This window comes from Kitasatospora phosalacinea, from assembly GCF_030268885.1.
Classification (GTDB): domain Bacteria; phylum Actinomycetota; class Actinomycetes; order Streptomycetales; family Streptomycetaceae; genus Kitasatospora; species Kitasatospora phosalacinea_C.
The window spans coordinates 158,554-181,320 of sequence record NZ_BSSA01000001.1; the positions used below are offsets into that span (position 1 = coordinate 158,554).

18 protein-coding genes are annotated in these 22,767 nt (G+C 75.8%); 14 read left to right on the forward strand and 4 right to left on the reverse strand.

Annotated elements, in window-relative coordinates; all coding sequences use genetic code 11:
* Window positions 1-65: 65 nt before the first annotated feature.
* The 3 genes from QSK52_RS00630 to QSK52_RS00640 all read left to right on the forward strand — a co-directional run bounded on the left by QSK52_RS00630 (window position 66) and on the right by QSK52_RS00640 (window position 2,773).
* Window positions 66-884 carry an MBL fold metallo-hydrolase gene (locus QSK52_RS00630; RefSeq protein ID WP_285732257.1) on the forward strand — a complete coding sequence of 273 codons (819 nt, stop codon included), beginning with the start codon at window positions 66-68 and terminating at the stop codon, window positions 882-884.
* Between the two features lie 67 nt (window positions 885-951).
* A complete protein-coding gene (locus QSK52_RS00635) occupies window positions 952-1,767 on the forward strand; it encodes an alpha/beta fold hydrolase (protein WP_285732260.1) in 816 nt (271 codons plus the stop codon).
* Window positions 1,768-1,906: 139 nt separating this feature from the next.
* A complete protein-coding gene (locus QSK52_RS00640) occupies window positions 1,907-2,773 on the forward strand; it encodes a helix-turn-helix domain-containing protein (protein ID WP_435053138.1) in 867 nt (288 codons plus the stop codon).
* Here QSK52_RS00640 and QSK52_RS00645 read toward each other — a convergent pair.
* Window positions 2,749-3,771 (reverse strand): C40 family peptidase, encoded by a 1,023-nt coding sequence (locus QSK52_RS00645; RefSeq protein WP_285732262.1) that lies wholly within the window; start codon window positions 3,769-3,771, stop codon window positions 2,749-2,751. The two genes, QSK52_RS00640 and QSK52_RS00645, sit on opposite strands and share 25 nt — an antisense overlap.
* 164 nt (window positions 3,772-3,935) lie before the next feature.
* Here QSK52_RS00645 and QSK52_RS00650 point away from each other — a divergent pair, with 164 nt between their 5' ends.
* Together QSK52_RS00650 and QSK52_RS00655 are read left to right on the forward strand one after the other, a co-directional pair.
* On the forward strand, window positions 3,936-4,316 hold the full coding sequence (locus QSK52_RS00650) for a BlaI/MecI/CopY family transcriptional regulator (protein WP_285732264.1): 381 nt from the start codon (window positions 3,936-3,938) through the stop codon (window positions 4,314-4,316).
* Window positions 4,313-5,215, forward strand: coding sequence for a M56 family metallopeptidase (locus QSK52_RS00655; RefSeq protein WP_285732267.1), 903 nt, complete (start codon window positions 4,313-4,315; stop codon window positions 5,213-5,215). The genes QSK52_RS00650 and QSK52_RS00655 overlap by 4 nt, the downstream gene beginning before the upstream one ends.
* 89 nt (window positions 5,216-5,304) lie before the next feature.
* On the opposite strand, the gene QSK52_RS00660 is transcribed toward QSK52_RS00655, so the two are convergent.
* Window positions 5,305-6,087 carry a VOC family protein gene (locus tag QSK52_RS00660; protein WP_285732269.1) on the reverse strand — a complete coding sequence of 261 codons (783 nt, stop codon included), beginning with the start codon at window positions 6,085-6,087 and terminating at the stop codon, window positions 5,305-5,307.
* A 116-nt stretch (window positions 6,088-6,203) separates the two neighbouring features.
* Window positions 6,204-8,444: a SpoIIE family protein phosphatase gene (locus QSK52_RS00665; protein WP_285732271.1), complete on the reverse strand. Its 2,241-nt coding sequence runs from the start codon at window positions 8,442-8,444 to the stop codon at window positions 6,204-6,206.
* 230 nt (window positions 8,445-8,674) lie between these two features.
* On the opposite strand from QSK52_RS00665, the gene QSK52_RS00670 reads away from it, so the two are divergent.
* From QSK52_RS00670 to QSK52_RS00710, 9 genes are all read left to right on the forward strand, one after another.
* Complete coding sequence (locus QSK52_RS00670) at window positions 8,675-9,250, forward strand: O-methyltransferase (protein WP_285732273.1); 576 nt, start codon at window positions 8,675-8,677, stop codon at window positions 9,248-9,250.
* 96 nt (window positions 9,251-9,346) lie between these two features.
* Window positions 9,347-9,907 (forward strand): DUF421 domain-containing protein, encoded by a 561-nt coding sequence (locus tag QSK52_RS00675; protein ID WP_285732276.1) that lies wholly within the window; start codon window positions 9,347-9,349, stop codon window positions 9,905-9,907.
* Between the two features lie 218 nt (window positions 9,908-10,125).
* Window positions 10,126-12,087, forward strand: coding sequence for an APC family permease (locus QSK52_RS00680; protein WP_285733390.1), 1,962 nt, complete (start codon window positions 10,126-10,128; stop codon window positions 12,085-12,087).
* A gap of 321 nt (window positions 12,088-12,408) precedes the next feature.
* Window positions 12,409-16,224: a Pls/PosA family non-ribosomal peptide synthetase gene (locus tag QSK52_RS00685; protein ID WP_285732278.1), complete on the forward strand. Its 3,816-nt coding sequence runs from the start codon at window positions 12,409-12,411 to the stop codon at window positions 16,222-16,224.
* Window positions 16,225-16,261: 37 nt separating this feature from the next.
* On the forward strand, window positions 16,262-17,587 hold the full coding sequence (locus QSK52_RS00690; protein WP_285732279.1) for a M1 family metallopeptidase: 1,326 nt from the start codon (window positions 16,262-16,264) through the stop codon (window positions 17,585-17,587).
* A 71-nt stretch (window positions 17,588-17,658) separates the two neighbouring features.
* Window positions 17,659-19,065, forward strand: a complete 1,407-nt coding sequence (gene lpdA, locus QSK52_RS00695; RefSeq protein WP_285732280.1) for a dihydrolipoyl dehydrogenase — start codon at window positions 17,659-17,661, stop codon at window positions 19,063-19,065.
* Between the two features lie 104 nt (window positions 19,066-19,169).
* Complete coding sequence (locus QSK52_RS00700) at window positions 19,170-20,522, forward strand: DUF2252 domain-containing protein (protein WP_285732281.1); 1,353 nt, start codon at window positions 19,170-19,172, stop codon at window positions 20,520-20,522.
* 40 nt (window positions 20,523-20,562) lie between these two features.
* On the forward strand, window positions 20,563-20,802 hold the full coding sequence (locus QSK52_RS00705) for a hypothetical protein (protein WP_285732282.1): 240 nt from the start codon (window positions 20,563-20,565) through the stop codon (window positions 20,800-20,802).
* A gap of 148 nt (window positions 20,803-20,950) precedes the next feature.
* Entirely contained in the window at window positions 20,951-22,063 is a 1,113-nt protein-coding gene (locus QSK52_RS00710) for a PRC and DUF2382 domain-containing protein (protein WP_285732283.1), read from the forward strand.
* 47 nt (window positions 22,064-22,110) lie between these two features.
* Here the strand turns inward: QSK52_RS00710 and QSK52_RS00715 are convergent, their stop codons facing one another.
* The gene (locus QSK52_RS00715; RefSeq protein ID WP_285732284.1) at window positions 22,111-22,755 is read right to left on the reverse strand and encodes a hypothetical protein; all 645 of its coding nucleotides are present in this window, start codon (window positions 22,753-22,755) and stop codon (window positions 22,111-22,113) included.
* Between the last annotated feature and the right edge of the window lie 12 nt (window positions 22,756-22,767).

A 22,767-nucleotide genomic window follows, 5' to 3' on the forward strand; every position in this document is an offset into this window, starting at 1 on the left:
TCTCATAGAAGACCTGTTCTTCCATGAGAGACGCGCCCTGCGCGTCCCGTCACGAGGGGGGTTCCATGCGCCTGGTCTCCACCGGCCGGCTGCACACCGTGTTCGAGTTCGGCGCCCTGCGGGTGGTCGCGCTGCGGGACGGCCACATCGACATGCCGCCGGCCCGGCTCCGCCACGAGGACGGGTGCGGGTTCGACGTGCTGCCCGAGGGCGTCCCGCTGGTCGGGGGCAACCTGCGGCTGGCGGTCAACGCCTTCCACGTCACCGACGGCACCCGCTCGCTGCTGGTCGACACCGGCGGCTCCGACGTCTGGCCCGAGCCGGGCATGGGCCTGCTGCACGAGGCGCTCGACGAGGCGGGCATCGACCGCGCGACCGTCACCGACGTCGCCGTCACCCACCACCACGAGGACCACGTCGGCGGCCTGGTCGCCCCCGACGGCACGGAGGCGTTCCCCGCCCTCGAACGGGTGTGGATCGGCGCGGGCGACGCCGCGGTCCTCACCGGACGGCTCGCCCCGTTCCGCGACCGGGCCGTCCCGCTGACCGCCGAGACCGCCCTCAACGACTGGGCCACCGCCCTCCCCGCCCCCGGGCACACCCCCGGCCACACCGTCTACGACATCCGCAGCACCGCCGGCCACCTCCTCGTCTGGGGCGACACCGTCCACGTCCCCACCCTCCAGTTCGGCCGCCCCGGGGTCACCTGGGAGTACGACGCCGACCGGCCCGGTGCCCGAGCCGCCCGCCTGGCCCTGCTGGAGCGGCTCGCCACCCCCGACCACTACGTGGCCGGCGCCCACCTCGACTCCCCGGGCGTCGCCCGGGTCACCCCCGACGGCGACGGCTACGCCCTGGAGTACCTCGCCCCGCCGCTCGGCTGACCCGGCCCGGGGCGGCGGCGACATTCGTACAAGACCGGGGGCCGGCGCCCCCGGCACCCTTCCGTGCATGGGAACCCACGAAGACAGGTACGTGCACGGGACGCGCGTGGTCCACGACGGCCCCCGGGAGGCGCCGCCGCTGCTCCTCGTGCACGGATCGGGGGCCGCGGGCAGCTCCTGGGGCCCGGTGGTGCCGGCCCTGGCCGAGCGGCACCGCGTCATCCGGATCGACCTCCCGGGCCACGGCCAGTCCCCGCCCGCGCCGTCGTACGACGTGCCCGGCCAGGCGGCCGGGCTGGCCGCGGTGCTCGACGAGCTCGGCGTCCGCGCGGTCACCGCGGCCGGGCACTCCAGCGGCGGGTACGTCGCCACCGCCCTCGCCGAACGGCGCCCGGACCTGGTGGGTTCGCTCGCCCTGATCAGCAGCGGCCCGAGCCCCGACGCGCTCCTCCCGCAGCCCCTCCTCCTCCGGGCCCTGCTCGGACCGCCGCTCGGGCCGCTCCTGTGGAGGGCCCGTTCCGACGCGGTGCTCCGCCGGGGCGTGACCTCGGTCTGCCACCGCCCGGTGGACGTCCCGGACGAGCTGGTCGCCGACGTCCGGGGCATCGGCTACCCCGCGTTCAGGGCGGTGCTGCGCCAGAACGGCGCGTACATCGCCGAGCGGAGCCTGCCCGCCCGCCTGACCGCCCTCGACCTCCCGGTCCTGGCGCTCTTCGGCGCCGCCGACCCCCGCTGGGACCCGGCTTCGGCGCACCAGTACGCCACGGTGCCGAACGCACGGGTCGAACAGCTGCCCGGCGTCGGCCACTTCCCCATGCTCGAGGCGCCGGAGGCGACCGCCGAGTCGCTGCTGCGCTTCGCGGCGGTGCAGCTCCGGGGGTGAGGGCGCGGCGTCGGTCCGCGCCGCCGTGCAGGAGGACCCGCGGGCCGGTGCGGCCCCGACGGCCGCCTCGCCGATCGCCCCGGTCGCGGCCTCCGGGAACACCGGGGCCACCGGACTCCCCACCGCCTACCCTGGTGCCGTGAGGTCCGCCGAACCACCACCTGACCGGGCGTCGGTGGAGGTCGCCGTGCCCCGGCGGCCGGGCCGGCTGCCCGGGGTCCGCATGGCCGGGTTCCGCCAACGCGGGCCGGAGCGCGCGGACATCGCGATGGTCGCGCACCCCTCGGTCACCCTGCTGATCGACCTGAGCGACGGGGACGGCCTGTCCTGCCGGGCCCGGGGCCGACGCGAACGCGGCAGTACGGTCATCGGACTGCTGCCGGGCGACCTCCGGCTCGGCGGCGGGGGGAACGGGGGGACCGAGTGCCTCCAGATCCGGCTGTCGCCGGTCCTGGCGCCCGCCGTCTTCGGCGAGTCGGCCGCCCTCACCGGGGCCGCGGTGCCCCTGGAGGACGTCTGGGGCCGCGACGCCGGGCGGGTCGAGGGGGAGCTGCGGGCCGCCGCGTCGTGGGAGGAGCGGTTCGCGATCGCGGCGGACGCCCTCGGCCGGCGGATCGCCGCCCGCCCCCCGCTCGACCCGGAGGTGTCCGCCGCCTGGCGGCTGCTGCTCGCCGGCCGGGGGCGGGTGCGCGTCGACGCGCTGGCGGACGAGGTGGGCTGGAGCCGTCAGCACCTGTGGTCCCGCTTCCGGTCCCGGATCGGCCTCACCCCCAAGCACGCCGCCCGGCTGGTGCGCTTCGACCACGCCGCCCGCCTCCTCGCGGCGGGCCGCCCCGCCGCCCGGGCGGCGGCCGCGAGCGGGTACACCGACCAGGCCCACCTCCACCGCGAGGTCAGGGCGTTCACCGGGGTGACGCCCGCCGCCGTGGCCGTCGCGCCGTGGCTCGCCGTCGACGACGTCGCGTGGCCGGCCCGCCGGGGTCAGGGGCGGACGGCGCCGACGTAGGGCATCACGTCCAGGTCGACGATCTGGACGTTCTTGCCGGTGCGCGGGGCGTGCAGCAGCTTGCCGTTGCCGACGTAGATGCCGACGTGGTGCAGGTCGTTGTAGTAGAAGACCAGGTCGCCGGGCTGGAGGTCGGCGCGGGCGACGTGCCTGCCCGCGTTCCACTGGTCCTGGGTGACGCGGGGGAGGCTGACGCCGCCGGCCCGGTAGGCCATCTGGGTCAGGCCGGAGCAGTCGAAGGAGTTCGGGCCCTCGGCGCCCCACTGGTAGGGCTTGCCGATCTGGGCGTAGGCGTAGTCGAGGATCGCCTTGGTCCGGCCGGTCGCGGGCCCGTCGTAGGTCTCGCCGCGGGCCGAACTCCGGGACGCGGCGGGGGAGTCGTCGCCGAGGACGCGGGCCCGGTCGGCGGCCTTGAGGCCGGACAGGAGGCGGTTGGCCTCGCCGAGCTTGGCCTGCACCTCGGCCTTCTTGGCGCCGAGGGCGCTGCGGGCCTGTTCGAGTTCGGCGAGCTTGGCGGCGGTCTCGGCCCGCTCCTGGTCCACGGACCGCTGCAGGCGCAGCGCGTCGCGCAGGGCCTCGGCCTGCTGGTCGCCCGCCAGGGTCTGCAGCCCGGCCTGCTGCAGGTACTCGTCGGGGGAGGAGCTGAGCACCAGCCGGACGCCCGGGTCGATGCTGCCGCTGCGGTACTGCTCGGCGGCGAGCGCGCCGAGGGTCTCCCGGTACTGCAGGACCTTCTCCTGCTGCCGGGCCAGCCGGTCCTGCAGCCGCCCCGCCTCGTCCTGGAGCCGGCGGGCCTGCTCGTCGAGCTTGTTGTACTGCTCGGTGGCCGCCTCGGCCTCCTCGTAGAGGCCGTCGACCCGGGCCTTGACCTGGGCGGTGCCGGGCGCCGGTTCGGCGGTGGCGCCGGTGGCGGGCAGCAGGACGGCGGCTCCGGCGGCGGCGCCGAGCACGGCGGTCCTGGCGCGTCCGGCGGGGCGGGGCCTGCGGTGCGTTCCCATCGGGGGCGTTCTCTCCTCGGGGTCGGGCACCCGCCGTCCGGGCGACGTCCGGGCCATCAGTACGAGACAACTTAGTAGTTCAGTAGAAAGGCGGGCAACCCACCCCCCACCCACTACGATGAGCACCCGGAGCGGCCAGGCCAGGAGAGGCGGGAGCGGGAACGGTGCGCAGACTCGGCGACCTGGAGGCGGAGATCATGGACCGCCTGTGGACCTGGGACCGCCCCGCGACCGTCCGCGAGATCGTCGACGACCTCAACCGCACCCGGCCGCTCGCGTACACCACCGTGATGACGGTCGCCGACATCCTGCACCGCAAGGGCATGCTGCGCCGCGAGAAGTCCGGCCGGGCCTGGAGCTACCGGCCCGCCTGCACCCGCGAGGCGTACAGCGCCGCCCTGATGCGCGACGTGCTCGGCGAGAGTCCCAACCCGGGCGGCGCGCTGGCGCACCTGGTCGAGCAGCTCACCCCCGAGGAGCTCGCCGCACTGCGCAGCGCCCTCGACTCGGTCGACCGCGGAGCACCCGGGGACGGCCCCCGGTGACGGCGGCCCTCGCGCTGCTCGGCTACGCGCTGCTGGTCGGCGCGCTCGCCCCGCTGCCGCTGGCCCGCTCCGGCTGGGCGCACCGCGCGCCCCGGCTGGCCGTCGCGCTCTGGCAGGCGCTCGCGCTGTCCTTCGTCACCGCCCTGGTGCTGGCCGTCCACCACCTCGCCGTGCCGGGCGTCCACCTGCACCTCGGCCTGGCCGGGCTGATGCACGTCTGCGGCGTCGACCACCCGGGCTCGCTCGCCTCCGGCACCGGCTGGCGGCTGCTGCTGCCCGCGGCCGTCGCGCTCTGGCCGCTCGGACGCCTGGCCGCCGCCCTGGCCCGCACCGCCCGGCACCGCCGCCGCCACCGCGCCGTGCTCGACCTGGTCGCCGCCCGCGACCGCGACCTCGGCGCGCACGTCCTGGACCACGCCACCCCGGCCGCGTACTGCCTGCCCGGCCGCCGCTCCCGGATCGTGCTGACCCGCGGCGCCCTGGAACTGCTCACCGACCAGCAGGTGGCCGCGGTCCTCGCCCACGAGCGTGCGCACGTCACCGGCCGCCACCACCTGGCCCGCACCGCCGCGGACGCGTTCGCCGCCGCGTTCCCGTTCCTGCCGCTGGCCCGGCTCGCCGCCCGGGAGACCCCGCTGCTGCTGGAGATGGCCGCCGACGACCGGGCCGTGCGCCGCCACCCGCGCACCGTGCTGGCCGCCGCCATGTACCGGGTCGCCGACGGCCAGGTCCCGCGCACCGCCTTCGCCGCGGGCGGCCCCGCCGCCCTGCTGCGCGTCCGCCGCCTGCTGGCCCCCGCCGCCGCCCCGCACCCCGCCCTGCGCGCCGCCGCCGCCCTCGCCTCGGCCGCCGCCCCGGTCCTCCCGCTCCTGGTCACCTGCGGCCCGGTCCTGCCCTGAGCCCGGCGCCGCCCCGCCCCCGCGGCACGCGCGTCCGCCCGCCCCGGCACCGAACCGGGACGGGCGGACGGGCGGTCCGGCGAGCGGTGCTACGCCGCCGGCTGCGGCCTGATCAGCGCGAACGGCGCGCCCTGCGGGTCGGCGACCACCGTCATCCGGCCCGCCATCATGTCGAACGGCGGCGCGAGCACCGTGCCGCCCCGCCTCACCAGGGCGTCCACCGTGGAGTCCACGTCGTCGACGGCGAAGTACGTCAGCCAGTGCGCCGGGGTGCCGGGCGGGTCGTTGGCGAGCAGGGTGACGCCGCCGACCGCGCGGCCGCCGACCCGCAGCTCCCAGTACGAGTCGGCGCCGTCCAGCGGCTCGATCTCGATGCCGAACGCCTCGCCGTAGAACGCGGTGGCGGCCGGCACGTCGCTGGTGTGCAGCTCGTTCCAGGTCAGCGCCCCGGCCTCGTTGACCACCCGGGCGCCGGAGAACTCGCCGGGCTGCCACACGCCGAACACCGCGCCCTGCGGGTCGGCGGCGACCAGCATCCGGCCCAGGTCGCCGACGTCCACCGTCGGGACGAGCAGCGTGCCGCCCGCGGCGACGATCGCGTCCTGGGTGGCCCGCGCGTCGGTACTGGCCAGGTAGCCGGTCCAGACGGTCGGCGGCTCCGGCATCCCCTCGGGCGACATCGCCGGGCCGATCCCGGCGACGGCCCGGCCGTCCAGCTCGCAGACCGCGTACCCGCCGAACTCGGCCGGGCCGGGCTTCCCCTGCCAGCCGAGCAGGTCGCGGTAGAAGTCCAGCGCCGCCTGCTGGTCCTTCGCCATCAAGTCGACCCAGCACGGGGTGCCGGTCGCGTACGGGGTGGTGACTTCGGGCATCTCTCGCTCTTTCCGGTTCGGTTCCTCCGGTGCGTCCCCCGCCAGCCACCCTCCCGGCGCGGCCCCGAATCCGCCACCGGAACCCGCCGGAGCCCCGCGGCGGCGGCCCGCAGGGGCTACGCCCGGGTGAGGGCGATCAGGGCGATGTCGTCGGAGAGCTGGTGCGTCCAGTCGCGGACGTCCTCGGTGAGCCGGTGCACCAGCCGGCCCGGGTCGGCGGCCCGCAGGACGGACAGCCGCTCGCCCAGCGGGTAGAACTCGCCGGAGGAGTTGCGGGCCTCGCTCAGCCCGTCGGTGTGCAGCAGCAGCGCCGAGCCGCCCGGCAGGGCCAGCGGGGTCGGGACGGGGGCCGGGCCGAGGCCGAGCGCGCCCAGACCGAGCGGGAGCAGGGCCGGGACGGGGGTGGTGCGCACCCCGTCCGGGCCGACCCGCAGCGGGGCGAGGTGCCCGCAGTTGACCACCTCGACCTGGGTGCCGCCGTCCCGGTGCTGCAGCAGCAGGGCGGTGGCGAACAGCTCCTCGTCGCCGCGGGCCGCCGCCAGCCGGGTCAGCTGCCGGTCCAGCCGGGCCGCGAGCTCGCCCAGGTCGGCGGTCTCGTGCGCCTGGGAGCGGAAGCAGCCCAGCAGGTCGGTGACGGTCTGCACGGCCTGCAGGCCCTTGCCGCGGACGTCGCCGATCAGCAGCCGGGTGCCGTGCGGGGTGCGCACCGCCTCGAAGAAGTCGCCGCCGACGCCGGTGCCGGCCGTCGCGGGCTGGTAGTGCCCGACCAGCCGGAGTTCGCCCAGCCGCGCCGGGATCGGGTGCAGCACGGCCTGCTGCAGGGCGATCTCGCTGGCCCGGACGCGCGCCAGCCGCTCCGACTGCTGGCGCCGGCTCCAGGCCACCAGGCCCATCGCCGCGCCCACCGCCAGCGCCGCCACCGCCGCGCCCGGACGGTCCGCGACCCGTTCGCCCGCCAGCGACACCAGCAGCAGGTGCTGCAGCCCGGCGCCCGCGGCCACCGCCAGCGACACCACCGGGCGGCCCAGCAGCATCGCCACCAGCGCGACCACGCCGCAGGCCACCCACAGCACGGTGCCCAGCTCCGGGGGGCCGCCCTCGCCGGTCACCAGTTCCGTGCTGCCCGGCACCGCCTGCCCCAGCACCCCGCCGAACAGGATCGCCACCGGGTACAGCGCCGAGGCCGCCGCCCGGCGCTGCCGCGGCAGGGCCGCCAGGAAACCCGCCAGGTAGGGGATCTGCGCGACCACCAGCCCGAAGCCGACCAGCAGTGACACCGCGCCCGCCACCAGCGCGGCCCGTCCGGCCCCGGCGGGCAGGAAGTGCAGCGAGGCCAGGCCGACCGCGGCCAGCGGCAGGCCCAGCGAGGCGCTGGTCAGCGGGGTCAGCCGCCAGTGCCGGGCGACCAGCCCGGCCGCCAGCATGCCCAGCCCGTAGCCCGACATGGACAGCGACACGTGCCCCAGCGTCACGCCGCGCTGCAGCAGGACCACGGGGAGGGCCGCGGTCAGCGCGAGCTGGGTGAAGCCCAGCGTGGCGCCCGCCGCCACCGCCCCGCCCGCGGCCCGGGCCGGGACGCCGGGCACCGGCAGCGGCTCCGGGTGCCGCCGGGCCAGCAGCACGCTCCGGGCCCGGCAGGCCGCGAACAGCACCGCCGAGGCGCACAGCAGCGCGCCCACCAGCGGGTCCGACCAGTCGAGCAGCGGGCCCAGCTCCAGCCCCGCGACGGCCAGCAGCGCCGCCGCCGCGACCCCGGGCCCGCACACCGGGGCGGCGCCGGGCCGCGAGCGGGGGAGCCCTTCGCGCGGCAGCAGGCGCAGCGCAGCGAGCAGCAGCAGCGCCGCGGCGGCCGGAACCACCGCCTCGCCGACCCGCCAGCCCGCGACCGCGTCGATCCGCACCGCGATGTTCGCGCCCAGCACGAAGGCGGTGGCGACGCCCGCGACGGCCCCGCCCACCACCCGGGTGATCCGCCCGGGCAGGTTCAGCACCGGGACGGAGGCCAGTGCGGCGATCAGCACCCCGGCGGAACCGGCGTCCTCCACGGCCCGTCCGGCCAGGTACGCCCAGGGGTGTCCGGCCGTGACCGAGACCGCGCCGCCGACCACCATCGTCCCCAGCGTCCAGCGCAGCACCCGGGGCCACCCCCGGGCGTCCACGGCCCGCCCCGACACCAGGAACGCCGTCAGCATCGCCAGCGCCGAGCCCAGCTGCGCCGCGACCGCCTCGTTCCGCCCCAGCCCGAACTCCGCGACGGCCCCCTCGGAGGTGGCCCCGCGCAGCAGCGGCAGCAGCACGCACAGCGAGGCGGCGGCCACCAGCAGCAGCCGGACGGCGCGCCGGGGGGTGCCGGTCACGGGGTCTCCTTCGGCAGGTCGGGTGGGTGCAAGGCTTCCAGAGACCCGGAGCGACCAGAAGGGAAGAAGGTCACATAAGTCATATTTATCGCTTATGTCGGATTCGCCAAACACCCGGCGGTGCCGACCGGTGCGGCCCCGTCCGCAGGGCGGAATTCGCTGTGCGGCGCGCCGGGCCGCCGCTAGCGTGTCGCGACCACTGACGGATCACCGCCCCGGAGGGCCGCGCCTTGACGCTCACCACCGACTCCCACCCCGCCGTGCTGGCCGCGATCGCCGAGCGGTGCGCGGCGCTCGGGTTCGCGATGTCCTGCGACCGGGAGACCGGCCACCTGCTGCGGACGCTCGCGGCGGCCCGGCCCGGCGGGCGGATCCTGGAGCTGGGGACGGGCGCCGGGGCGGGGACGAGCTGGCTGCTGAGCGGGATGGACGCGGGGGCCGCGCTGCTGAGCGTGGAGCTGGACGCGGCGGTGGCCGCCGTCGCCGCCGAGCAGCTGGGGGCGGACCCGCGGCTGGAGCTGGTGGTGGGGGACGGCGCGGAGCTGATCGACGCGCAGGCGCCCGGCAGCTTCGACCTGGTCTTCGCGGACACCTGGCCCGGCAAGTTCCACCACCTCGACCAGGCGCTGGAGCTGCTCGCCCCGGGCGGCCTCTACCTGGTCGACGACCTCCTCCCGCAGCCGACCTGGCCGGAGGACCACGCGCGGGCCGTCACCGCCCTGGTCGAGCGCCTGACCACCGATCCCCGCCTGCACGCCGCGCGCCTGGACTGCGCCAGCGGCCTGCTGCTGGCCACCCGCCGGTAGTCCGCCGCCCGCGGACCGACGCGCCCGTGGGCCGTCCGGGGGACGGCTGGCGTGGGTGCCGGTACGACGGTCGTACCGGCGCCTACGGTGGCCGCCATGTGGCAGGCCATGTTCGTCGCGGGCATCCCGTACGTCGAGAAGACCATCCGCACCCTGCTGGTGTACCTGGCGCTGCTGGTGCTGCTGCGGGTGATCGGCAAGCGCGGGCTGGCGCAGCTGAACACCTTCGACCTGGTGGTCATGCTGCTGCTGTCGAACGTCGTCCAGAACGCGGTGATCGGGAACGACAACTCGGTGACCGGCGGCGTGTACGGGGCGCTGGTGCTGCTGGCCGCGGACTGGTTGCTGGTGCGGCAGGCGGTCCGCCGGGAGTGGTTCAACCGGCTGCTGAACGGGACGCCGACGGTGCTCGCCCGGGACGGGGCGTACGACCGGCGGCAGATCGCCCGGCAGGGCATCCGGGTGGCCGACCTGGACGTGGCGGTGCGCCACCAGGGCGGGGACGCGATCGAGGAGACCTCGCTGATCGTGCTGGAGCCGGGCGGGACGCTGCTGGTGCGGCTGAAGGACGGCGACCAGGTCGCGGACAAGGACGACGTGGCGGCGCTCCGGGCCGCGCTGGCCGCGATCGAGGCCCGGCTGCCCGCCGGGGACTGACCGCCGGGCCCTCCGCCCGCGATATTGACGAATCCTTAACGGCAGGCCCATTTCGGGCACAAGCCTTCGATTCGGCCGACGAAACCGCCGCTGGCCTGCGGAAATGCGGAAAATCAGCCGATCGGACAGGCTGATTGCCGGATCATCGGTGGCGCATACGCTCCCGTGCTGTGTTCAACCTCCCCCAGGCGCTCAAGCGCCTCGTGATCGGCCGCGCCATGCGCAGCGAAGAGCTCGGCGAGACGCTGCTGCCCAAACGGCTGGCGCTGCCGATCTTCGCCTCCGACCCGCTCTCCTCGGTGGCGTACGCGACCGGCGAGATCCTGCTGGTGCTGACCGTCGGCGGCACCGCCTTCCTGTACCTGACGCCGTGGATCGCGCTCGGCGTGGTCGCGCTGATGGCCGTGGTGGTGCTGTCCTACCGGCAGGTGGTGCACGCCTACCCGAGCGGCGGCGGCTCGTACGAGGTGGTGTCGCGCAACCTGGGGGCGGGCCCGGGGCTGGTGGTGGCGGCCTCGCTGCTGGTCGACTACGTGATGACGGTCGCGGTGTCGGTGGCCTCCGGCGTGGACAACGTCATCTCGGCGTTCGGCTCGCTGGCCGGGCACCGGGTCGCGCTGGCGCTCGGCTTCACCCTGCTGCTGACCGCGGTGAACCTGCGCGGGGTGCGCGAGTCGGGCCGGGCGTTCGCCGCGCCGACGTACCTGTTCATCGGCGGCATCCTGCTGATGGTGGTCACCGGCCTGGTCCGGCTCGCGTTCGGCGACAGCCCGCAGGCGCCCACCGCGCACCTGGGCGTCGCGGCCGAGGGCGGCCGGGACGCCCTGCAGGGCCTGGGGCTGCTGATGCTGGGCCTGCGCGCCTTCGCCTCCGGCTGCACGGCGCTGACCGGCGTCGAGGCGATCTCCAACGGCGTGCCCGCCTTCCGGGCCCCGAAGTCCCGCAACGCGGCCGCCACCATGGCGGTGATGGGCGTCGTCGCGGTGGTGATGTTCGCGGGCGTCACGCTGCTCGCACTGACCTCGCACGTGCACTACGTCGAGGACGCCTGCCAGTTGACCGGCCTGGCCGGGGACTGCCACTCCTACACCCAGCAGACCGTGATCGCGCAGCTGGCCGCGACCGTCTTCGGCGGCTCCGACAGCGTGCTGTTCTACTTCGTCCAGGCGGTCACCGCGCTGGTGCTGATCCTGGCCGCGAACACCGCGTTCAACGGCTTCCCGCTGCTGGCCTCGATCCTGGCCCAGCACCGCTACCTGCCCCGGCAGCTGCACACCCGCGGCGACCGGCTGGCCTTCTCCAACGGCATCCTCGCGCTCGCCCTGGTGGCCGGGGCGCTGCTGTGGTTCTACCGGGCGGACGTCACCAGCCTGATCCACCTGTACATCCTGGGCGTGTTCACCTCCTTCACGCTCTCCCAGATCGGCATGGTCCGGCACTGGAACCGCGCCCTGGCCGCCGGGCCCGACCCGGCCGCCCGCTCCGCCGCCCGGCGCTCCCGGGCGATCAACGGGCTGGGTGCCGTCACCACCGCGCTGGTGCTGGTCATCGTGCTGATCACCAAGTTCACCCAGGGCGCCTGGCTGGCCGTGGTCGCCGCCCTGCTGCTGTGGCTGACGATGCGCGGCGTCCGCCGCCACTACGACGCGGTGGCCGCCGAGCTGGCCCTCGGGGAGGACGCCCCGGAGGCGCCCCGCCCCCGGCAGGTGCACGCCGTCGTGCTGGTCTCCCAGCTGCACCGGCCGACCCTGCGTGCGCTCGGCTACGCCCAGGCGTTCCGGCCCGACACGCTGGAGGCCCTCACCGTGGACGTCGAGCCCGAGTCCACCGCCGACCTGCGCGCCCGCTGGGAGGAGAGCGGCCTCGACGTGCCGCTGCGGGTGCTCGACTCGCCGTTCCGGGAGATCACCAAGCCGGTCGTCGCGCACGTCCGGGAGCTGACCGCCGCCCGCCCCGGCGACGCGGTGGCCGTCATCGTCCCCGAGTACGTGGTCGGCCACTGGTGGGAGAACCTGCTGCACAACCAGTCCGCCCTGTGGCTCAAGAGCCGCCTGCTGTTCACCCCCGGCGTGATGGTCATCTCCGTTCCCTGGCAGCTGACTTCGGCCGGTCGCGCGGACCGCCCGGCCCGCCGCGCCCCCGGCGCGGTCCGCCGCGGCGAGCCGACCCGGGGCCGCTGACCGCCCCGGCGGCCGAACGGCGGCGGGGGCGTGAACAGTGGGTGAACTCCCGGCGTACGGCAGCGTGTCGCCGAGCTGACCACCCGTCAGGCGAAGCGCCCGTCCGACCCCCGCAACCTGCCCGGTAGCGGCGCGAACTGACGGCGCGTCGGTCCGCGCCGCCCGCCGGGCCCCCGTCGCCCGGCGGTCCCGGGCGCCCTCGCCTCCGGCCGTCGACCCGCCCCGGCCGGTAAACTTGCCCAGGTTGTCGCGCTTTCGACGCCTTCGGCAGACCACCTTCGACCGGCCGCCGGGGACCTGAGGACGAGGACCGCTGCCGCCATGACCACCGCCCCCGACGCCGCGCTGTTCCGCGCCCAGGCCGCGCCCGCCCCGCGCACCCTGGTCGACGTGCTCGCGGCCACCGCCGCCGCCCACCCGCAGGAGCCGGCGCTGGACGACGGGCGCGAGACGCTCAGCTACGCGGCGCTGCTCGCCGAGGTCGAGCAGGTCCGCCGCCGCCTGGCCGTGGCGGGCGTCGGCCTCGGCGACCGGGTCGGCGTCCGCGTCCCCTCCGGCGGCAACCAGCTGTACGTGGCGATCCTGGCGGTGCTCGCCGCGGGCGCCGCCTACGTGCCGGTCGACTTCGAGGACCCGGACGAGCGGGCCGAACTGGTCTTCGGCGAGGCCGACGTCAACGCCGTGATCGGCGCCGACCACGCCCTCGACCGGGTCAAGCCGTCCGGACACGACGCGCAGGCGCCCGGCCCCGGGCAGGACGCCTGGATCATCTTCACCTCCGGCTCCACCGGCAGGCCCAAGGGCGTCGCCGTCACCCACCGCAGCGCCGCCGCGTTCGTCGACGCCGAGGCCGCGATGTTCCTCCGGGACGAGCCGATCGGGCCTGGCGACCGGGTGATGGCCGGGCTGTCGGTGGCCTTCGACGCCTCCTGCGAGGAGATGTGGCTGGCCTGGCGGCACGGCGCCTGCCTGGTGCCCGTCCCGCGCGCCCAGGTGCGCTCCGGCGCCGACCTCGGCCCGTGGCTGGCCGAGCAGGAGATCACCGTCATCTCCACCGTCCCGACGCTGGCCGCGCTGTGGCCCGCCGAGGCGCTGAACGAGGTCCGGCTGCTGATCTTCGGCGGCGAGGCCTGCCCGCCCGAACTCGCCGAACGCCTGGTCACCGAGGGCCGCGAGGTGTGGAACACCTACGGCCCCACCGAGGCCACCGTGGTCGCCTGCGGCGCCCTGCTCACCGGGCGGCCCCCGATCCGGATCGGCCTGCCGCTGGACGGCTGGGAGCTCGCCGTCGTCGACGAGGCGGGCGAGGTCGTCCCGATGGGCGGCAGCGGCCAGCTGGTGATCGGCGGCGTCGGCCTGGCCCGCTACCTCGACCCGGCCAAGGACGCCGAGAAGTACGCCCCGCTGCCCTCCCTCGGCTGGGAGCGCGCCTACCGCTCCGGCGACCTGGTGCGCGCCGAACCCGAGGGCCTGGTCTTCCTCGGCCGCGCCGACGAGCAGATCAAGCTCGGCGGACGCCGGATCGAACTGGGCGAGGTGGACGCCGCCCTCCAGGCGCTGCCCGCCGTCTCCGGCGCGGCCGCCGCCGTCCGCACCGCCCGCGGCGGCAACCAGCTGCTGGTCGGCTACCTGGTCGCCCAGGACGGCTTCGACCGGGACGCCGCCGTCGCCCGGCTGCGCGCCGAACTGCCCGCCGCCCTCGTCCCGCTGCTCGCCACCGTCGAGCACCTGCCCACCCGCACCTCCGGCAAGGTCGACCGGGACGCCCTGCCCTGGCCGCTGCCCGAACTGGAGAGCGCGGGCCCCGCCGAGCAGCTGTACGGCACCGAGGCCTGGCTCGCCGAGCAGTGGGCGCAGATCCTCGGCGCCCCGCCCCGCGGCGCCGACGACGACTTCTTCGCGATCGGCGGCGGCTCGCTGGCCGCCGCCCAGCTCACCACCCTGCTGCGCGGCCGCTACCCGGCCGTCTCCGTCCTCGACGTCTACCAGCAGCCCACCCTGCGCAGGCTCGCCCGGCTGCTGGAGAAGTCCGCGCAGGCCGAGGGCCCGGCCCGCGCCGTCACCCCCGTGCCCCGCCGCGCCCAGGCCCTGCAACTGCTGCTGACCCTGCCGCTGGCCACCCTCACCGGCCTGCGCTGGAGCCTCGCCCTCGGCGTGCTGGGCACCGTGCTGAACCTGCTCGGCGACTACCCGTGGGCCCCCACCGCGCCCTGGTGGCTGCTGGCCGCGGGCGCCGTCCTGCTGTACTCCGCGCCCGGCCGGCTGGCGATCGCCGCGGGCGGCGCCCGGCTGCTGCTGCGCGGCGTCGGCCCCGGCACGTACCCGCGCGGCGGCTCCGTCCACCTGCGGCTGTGGACCGCCGAACGGCTCGCCGAGGCCTCCGGCGCGGTCCGGCTCTCCGGCTCCTGGCTGGTCCGCTACGCCCGGGCGCTCGGCTGCCGGGTCGCCCCCGACGTGGACCTGCACGCCCTGCCACCGGTCACCGGCCTGCTGCGCCTGGGCAAGGGCTGCGCCGTCGAGAACGAGGTCGACCTCTCCGGCCACTGGCTGGACGGCGACCGGCTGGAGATCGGCGCGCTGCGGATCGGCGCGGGCGCCGTGGTCGGCACCCGCTCGACCCTGCTGCCCGGTGCCAAGATCGGCAAGCGGGCCGAGGTCGCCCCCGGCTCCGGCGTCACCGGCGCCGTCCCCACCGGCCAGCGCTGGGCCGGTGCGCCCGCCGCCAAGACCGGCAAGGCCGAACGCGGCTGGCCCAAGCAGCGCCCGCCGCGCACCGCTCGCTGGGCCGCCGCCTACGGCGCCACCGGCTTCGCCCTCACCCTGCTGCCGCTGCTGGCCGCGCTGCCCGCCCTCTTGATCGCGGGGCGGTTCGTCCACCCCGGCGACGGCCTCGCCCAGGCCGTCCGCGGCGCCCTGACCGCCCTCGTCCCCGCCACCCTCGCCTACGGGCTGGCCTACGCCGCGCTCGTCCTGGCGGGCGTCCGGCTGCTCTCGCTCGGCCTGCGCACCGGCCACCACCCGCTGCACGGCCGCGTCGGCTGGCAGGCCTGGACGGTCAGCCAGCTGATGGACCTGGCCCGCGAGACGCTGTTCCCGCTGTACGCCGGGCTGATCACCCCGGTGTGGCTGCGGCTGCTGGGCATGCGGGTCGGCAAGGGCGCCGAGGTGTCCACCGTGCTGGCGCTGCCCAGCCTGACCAAGGTCGGCGACGGCGCGTTCCTCGCCGACGACACCCTGATCGCCCCGTACGAGCTGGGCGGCGGCTGGGTGCGGATCGGGCGGGCCGAGATCGGCGAGCGGGCCTTCCTCGGCAACTCCGGGATGACCGCGCCCGGCCGGGCCGTCCCCGACCGGGGCCTGGTCGGGGTACTGTCCGCCACCCCGAAGAAGGCCAAGCGCGGCAGCTCCTACCTGGGCATGCCGCCGGTCAAGCTGCCCCGGGCCGCCGACACCGCCGACCTCGCGCTCACCTACGAGCCGCCCGCCCGGCTGCGCTGGGCCCGCGGCCTGACCGAACTGGCCCGGATCGTCCCGGTGCTCGCCTCCGCCGCGCTCGCCGTGCTCACCGCCGCCGCGCTGTGCGCCCTCGGGCAGCCGCTGCTGTCGGGTCTCGTGCTGCTGGCCGCGGGCCTGATCGCCTGCCTGGTCTCGGCGGCCGCCAAGTGGCTGCTGGTCGGCCGGTTCCGGGCCGTCGAGCACCCGCTGTGGTCGGGCTTCGTGTGGCGCAACGAGCTCGCCGACACCTTCACCGAGGTCCTCGCCGTGCCCTGGCTGGTCGGCCGCACCGCCGGGACGCCGCTGATGAACCTGTGGCTGCGCGCCCTCGGCGCGCGGATCGGTCGCGGCGTGTGGTGCGAGAGCTACTGGCTGCCCGAGGCCGACCTGGTCACCCTCGGCGACGGCGTCAGCGTCAACCGCGGCTGCGTGCTGCAGACCCACCTCTTCCACGACCGGATCATGCGGCTGGATACTGTGGAGCTCCGCGCGGGCGCCACCCTGGGCCCGGGCGGGATCGTGCTGCCCGGCAGCACCGTCGGCGAGCGCTCCACCCTCGGCCCGGCCTCCCTGGTGATGCGCGCCGAGACGGTGCCCGCCGACACCCGCTGGCTCGGCAACCCGATCGAAGCCTGGCAGTAGTCACGTGACCGCCCCCGCGCCGGGAGGAACCCCGCAGGTGAGCCCCAAGCAGGCCCCCGCCGCCGACCCGTACTTCCCCCGGCACGGGGACCTCCGCTACCGGGCCCACCGGTACGAGCTCGCGCTCGACTACCGGCCCGGCCCCAACCGGCTGGCCGGCTCCGCCCGGATCGCCGCCATCGCCGGGCCCGAGCCGCTGCGCGAGTTCACCCTCGACCTCGCCGACTTCCGGATCGGCAAGGTCCTGGTCGACGGCAGGCCCGCGCACCACGCCCACCGGGACGGCAAGCTGCGGATCAGGCCGGCCAAGGCCCCCGCCGCCGGGGCGGTGTTCACCTGCGAGGTGCACTGGTCCGGCAACCCGCGGCCGGTGCGCAGCCCCTGGGGCGGCCTCGGCTTCGAGGAGATCACCGACGGCGCGCTGGTCGCCTCCCAGCCCACCGGCGCCCCGTCCTGGTTCCCCTGCAACGACCGTCCCGCCGACAAGGCCGCCTACCAGCTGACCGTCACCACCGCCTCCCCGTACGCCGTGGTCACCGGCGGCCGCCTGCTCAGCCGCACCACCCGCTCCTCCGCCACCACCTGGGTGTACGAGCAGCCCGCGCCCACCGCCAGCTACCTGGTCGGGCTGGCGGTCGCCCCGCTGCGCCGGGTGCCGCTGGCCGAACGCGCTCCCGGCACCGTCCCGCAGAGCGGCTGGGTGCCGCAGCCGCTGGTGGCCCGGTTCGAGCACGACTTCGCCCGGCAGCCGCAGATGATGCGCCTGTTCGAGGAGCTGTTCGGCCCGTACCCGTTCGACGGGTACACCGTCGCGGTGGTCGACGAGGACCTCGACGTGCCGGTCGAGGCGCAGGGCATGGCCACCTTCGGCCGCAACCACGTCGACGGGCGGCGCGGCTGGGAGCGCCTCGTCGCGCACGAGCTGGCCCACCAGTGGTTCGGCAACAGCGTCACCGTCGCCGACTGGCGGCACATCTGGCTCAACGAGGGCCTGGCCAAGTACGCCGAGTGGCTGTGGTCCGAGCGCACCGGCGGCCCCACCGCCCAGCAGCTGGCCGCCCGCGCCCACGAGCAACTGCGGGCGCTGCCGCAGGACCTGGCGATCGGCGACCCCGGCAAGCGGCACATGTTCGACGACCGGGTCTACGAGCGCGGCGGCCTGACCGTGCACGCGCTGCGCCGCGCCCTGGGCGACACCGCGTTCTTCCGGCTGCTGCGCGACTGGGCCACCGCCTACCGGCACGCCGTCGTCACCACCGCCGACTTCGCCGCGCACGCCGCCCGCTACACCGACCGTCCGCTCGGCCCGCTGCTCGACGCCTGGCTGCACCGGGGCGCGTTGCCGGGGCTTCCCGGGCTGTGAGCCGTCCGGTCCTGGTGTACTGGGGGCACGGGCCGTGAGGCCGTCCGTCGCTTCCCGAAGGATCGAGGAACATGAGCACGCACTACGACGTGGTCGTCCTGGGCGCCGGCCCCGGCGGCTACACCGCCGCCGTCCGCTCCGCCCAGCTCGGCCTGCGCACCGCCGTCGTCGAGGCCAAGTACTGGGGCGGCGTCTGCCTCAACGTCGGCTGCATCCCCTCGAAGGCCCTGCTGCGCAACGCCGAGCTCGCGCACACCGTCCTCAACGAGGCCGAGCTGTACGGCATCGAGGTCGACGGCAAGGTGTCCTTCGACTACGGCAAGGCGTTCACCCGCTCCCGGCAGGTCGCCGACGGCCGGGTCAAGGGCGTCCACTACCTGATGAAGAAGAACGGCATCACCGAGTACGACGGCTGGGGCACCTTCGTCGACGACCACACCCTGCAGGTCGCGCTGAGCGGCGGCGGCTTCGAGGTCGTCACCTTCGACCACTGCATCATCGCGGCGGGCGCCACCACCCGGCTGCTGCCCGGCACCTCGCTCAGCGAACGGGTCGTCACCTACGAGGAGCAGATCCTCACCGAGCAGCTGCCCGGGTCGATCGTCATCGCGGGGGCGGGCGCGATCGGCGTCGAGTTCGCGTACGTGCTGCACAACTACGGCGTGCAGGTCACCGTCGTCGAGTTCCTGGATCGGATGGTGCCGCTGGAGGACGCCGACGTCTCCGCCGAACTCGCCAAGCAGTACCGCAAGTTGGGCATCAAGGTGCTCACCTCCACCCGGGTCGACGCGATCGACGACTCCGACCCGGCGGGCCCGGTGAAGGTCACCGTCACCCGGGACGGCAAGCAGGAGGTGCTGGAGGCCGACAAGGTCCTGCAGGCGATCGGCTTCGTGCCGCGGGTGCAGGGCTACGGCCTGGAGGTCACCGGCGTGCAGCTCACCGAGCGCGGCGCGATCGCCGTGGACGGGCGCGGCCGCACCAGCGTCGAGCACATCTTCGCGATCGGCGACGTCACCGCCAAGCTGATGCTCGCGCACGCCGCCGAGGCGATGGCCGTGATCGCCGCCGAGACCATCGCCGGGGCCGAGACGATGGAGATCGACTTCGTGATGGTCCCGCGCGCCACCTACTGCCAGCCGCAGGTCGCCAGCTTCGGGTGGACCGAGGCGCAGGCCCGCGAGCAGGGGTACGCCGTCAAGGTCGCCAAGTTCCCGTTCACCGCGAACGGCAAGGCGCACGGCCTCGGCCAGCCGGTCGGCTTCGTCAAGGTGATCTGCGACGAGACCCACGGCGAACTGCTCGGCGCCCACCTGATCGGCCCCGAGGTCACCGAACTGCTGCCGGAGCTGACGCTGGCCCAGCAGTGGGACCTGACGGTGCACGAGGTCGGCCGCAACGTGCACGCCCACCCGACGCTGGGCGAGGCCGTCAAGGAGGCCGTCCACGGCCTCGCCGGTCACATGATCAACATGTAGTACCGCCGTCCGGGTGAGTGCTCACCGCCCCGGCGCCCCCCGCTGGTAGGGGAGGGCGCCGGGGCGGTACGTCTTGGGGCCCCCGAGCCGTGAGGAGCCCGCCGATGGACGCCCCCGCCCCCTACCTGACGGTCGACGAACGCACCGAGGTCGGCCGCGCCGCCCGCAAGCGCGCCCCCCGCTCCACCCTCGGGCACTGGCGGCCCGCCGCCGACCGCCCCGACCCGCTCGCGGTGCTGCGCGCCCAGGCCGAGAGCCGCCTGGCGGACCTGGTGCCGATCCGCAACGGCCGGATGGCCGCGTCCCCGTTCGCCTTCCTGCGCGGCGCGGCCGCCGTGATGGCGGGCGACCTGGCCACCGCCCCGAACAGCGGGCTGACCGTCCAGCTCTGCGGCGACGCCCACCTGGTCAACTTCGGGCTGTTCGCCTCGCCCGAGCGCGCCCTGCTGTTCGACCTCAACGACTTCGACGAGACGCTGCCCGGCCCGTTCGAGTGGGACGTCCAGCGCCTGGCCGCCAGCCTCGCCGTCGCCGCGCAGGAAAACGGCGAGGGCCCCGAGGAGGTCCGCCGGGTGGTGCTGGAGGCCGTCCGCGCCTACCGCGAGCACATCGGGCTGCTGGCCGGACTCGGTGAACTCCCGGTCTGGTACCGGCGGATCGACGCCGACGAACTGCTCACCAGCCTCAAGGGCGGGCGCCGCCGCCGCACCGAAGCCGGCCTGGCCGCGGCCCGCCGCCGCGACAGCCTGCAGGCCGCGGGCAAGCTCACCGAGACCGCCCCGGACGGCCGCCGCCGCTTCAAGGACCAGCCCCCGCTGGTCGAGCACGTCGGCTTCGACACCGACGAGGTGCGCTCCCTGCTCGCCGACTACCGCGCCACCCTCCCCGAGGAGCGCGGCCGGCTGCTCGACCGCTACCGGTACGTCGACACCGCCCGCAAGGTGGTCGGCGTCGGCAGCGTAGGCACCCGCTGCTTCGTCGTCCTGCTCCAGGGCCGGGACGCCGACGACCCGCTGGTCCTACAGGTCAAGGAGGCCCAGGCGTCGGTCCTGGAGCCCTACGCCGGGCCCGGCCGCTACGACCACCACGGGCAGCGGGTGGTGGCCGGGCAGCGGCTCACCCAGGCCGCGAGCGACATCTTCCTCGGCTGGATGACCGGCCCCGCGGGGCGGCACTTCTACTGGCGCCAGCTGCGCGACATGAAGGGCTCCGCCGAGGTCGGCACGATGACCACCCGCGGCCTGCGCGCCTACGCCGCCCTGTGCGGCACCGTCCTGGCCCGCGCCCACGCCCGCTCCGGCGACCGGATCGCGATCGCCGCCTACCTCGGCCGCACCGACACCTTCGACCGCGCGGTGGCCGCCTTCGCCCACCGCTACGCCGGGGTCAACACCGCCGACCACGCCCGGCTCGCCGGGGCCGTCGCCTCCGGCGAGGTGCAGGCCGAGGACGCCTGACCCCGCCCCCCGTTTGCGGACCCTCCGGCGCGGGGCGGTGATGGGAGGAGGAACGTCCGCACCACTGCCGGAGGCAACCGTGACCCACCACAAGTCGAACAAGGCGGTCGAGGGCGACCCCGACACCGGCCACGGCCGCGGCCTGCCGCGGCGGCCCGACGAGGCCGAGCTGGAGGAGCGCACCGAGGAGGACCGGGAGGAGGTCGGCCTGGAGCCGGAACCCGGCGGGGACGGGGACGGCCCCGGGGAGGGCGACGGCGACGGGGACGGCGCGGTGTAGCCGTCCTTCCTGCGTGCACGTCGACTCCGCACCCCCGGTCTGGCATATGCCGATCCGGGGGTGCGGCACGAATGTCGCCGCGAGCGGGTTTCGTTCGTGCCCGGTCGGCCAGGCGCGCAGTGCCGGAATGTGAAGGAGGCGTGTGCAAATGATCACCGAGCAACAGATGCGTTCCGTACTGCACCAGCCCGTCCACGACGCCCAGGGCAACAAGATCGGCAAGGCCGACCACCTCTACCTCGACGACGCCACGGGCAAGCCCGAGTGGGTCAGCGTGAAGACCGGTCTGTTCGGCTCCAACGAGACCTTCGTCCCGCTCCGCGACGCCCACGTGGTCGACGGCCACCTCCAGGTGCCCTACGACAAGGACAAGGTCAAGGACGCGCCGAACGTCGACGTGGACGGCGGCGGGCACCTCTCGGAGCAGGAGGAGCACCGGCTGTACCAGCACTACGGCATCGCCTGGGACAACGCCTGGAAGGCCGCCAACCAGCCCGGCGAGGGCGGCTGGGCCCACTCCTCGCAGAGCGGGACGGGCGCGGCGGGCACAGCGGGTACCGCGGGCGCTGCGGGTGCCGCAGGAGCGGCCGGGGCGGCAGCGACCAGGCCCACGGCGGGGCGCACCACCGGGACCGGCACCGGTCCCTCCGACACCCGCCTGACCGGCACCCCCGGCATCCCCGGGACGACCGGCGCCACCGGCACCACCAAGGCCGCCGGAACCACCGGCACGGCCGGGACCGCGGGCATGGCCGGGACGGCGGGCATGGCCGGAACCACCGGCACGGCCGGTACTACCGCGTCCGGCCTGCGGGGCACCGGCCGTTCGGAGCGCGGTGACGACGCGATGACCCGCTCGGAGGAGCGGATGCACGTCGGCATCGAGCGCTACGAGACCGGGCACGCCCGGCTGCGCAAGTACGTCGTCACGGAGGAGGAGCAGCAGACCGTGCCGGTGCGGCACGAGGAGGTCCGGATCGAGCGCGAGCCGATCACCGAGGCCAACCGGCACGAGGCCCTGTCCGGCGAGCCGATCTCGGAGGCCGAGTACGACGTCACCCTGCACGGCGAGCGCCCGGTGGTGCGCACCGAGGCCGTCCCGGTGGAGCGGGTGCGCCTGGTCACCGAGGAGCACGTCGAGCAGCGGACCGTCACCGGCGAGGTGCGCAAGGAGCGCATCGAGGCCGAACTGCCGGACGGCCAGCAGAAGCTGCCGCCGACCACCGGCAAGGACGCCCCCGGCCAGGGGCGCCACCGCTGACACCCCCGGCGGGGCCCGGCCGCAGCGCCGGGCTCCGCCGACGGGCGTCAGGCCCGCAGCACCGGGCGGCCCGCCGCCAGGTGGTCGTACAGGCGGTCGCCGTGGACGCCCGGGGCGTCGAAGCAGCCGTCCTGCTCCAGCTCGCCGTCGGCGAGCAGGACCCCGGGGACGAGCACCTCGGCGGCCGGCGGGGCGGTGACCGGGCGGTCGAGTTCGGCCAGGGCGTACGGCGGGGCCAGGACGGGACCGGTCAGGGCGCCGCCGACCAGGTCGGGGAGGAAGCCCGCGGAGAGGACGGTCACCCCGGCGGCCAGGTCGCCGCCGATCATGACCAGCTTGTCGGTCAGGTGGCCGACGAACGCGCCGACCCGGACGTGGCCGCGCACCAGCAGCTTGGCGTCGCCCTCCAGGTGCACGGCGCCCGCGGTCAGGTCGCCCAGCACCACCAGCGCCGGGCAGCCGTCGTCCGCGTTGAGGACCGCGCCCTCCACCGTCAGGTCGCCGTCGACGACCAGCCCGGTGCCGTACAGGTCCAGCGCGTCCAGGTCGAGCGGGCCGGGGACGGACAGTGCGCCGGAGTGGACGTCGTACGTCTCCTCGTAGAGGTTCTCGTAGCTGGAGACGGGCAGGGCGCGGGAGTCGAAGAGTGCGACGCAGGCGTCCCAACTCGTGGGCGCGGCAGTGATGTCCATGCCCCGGAGGGT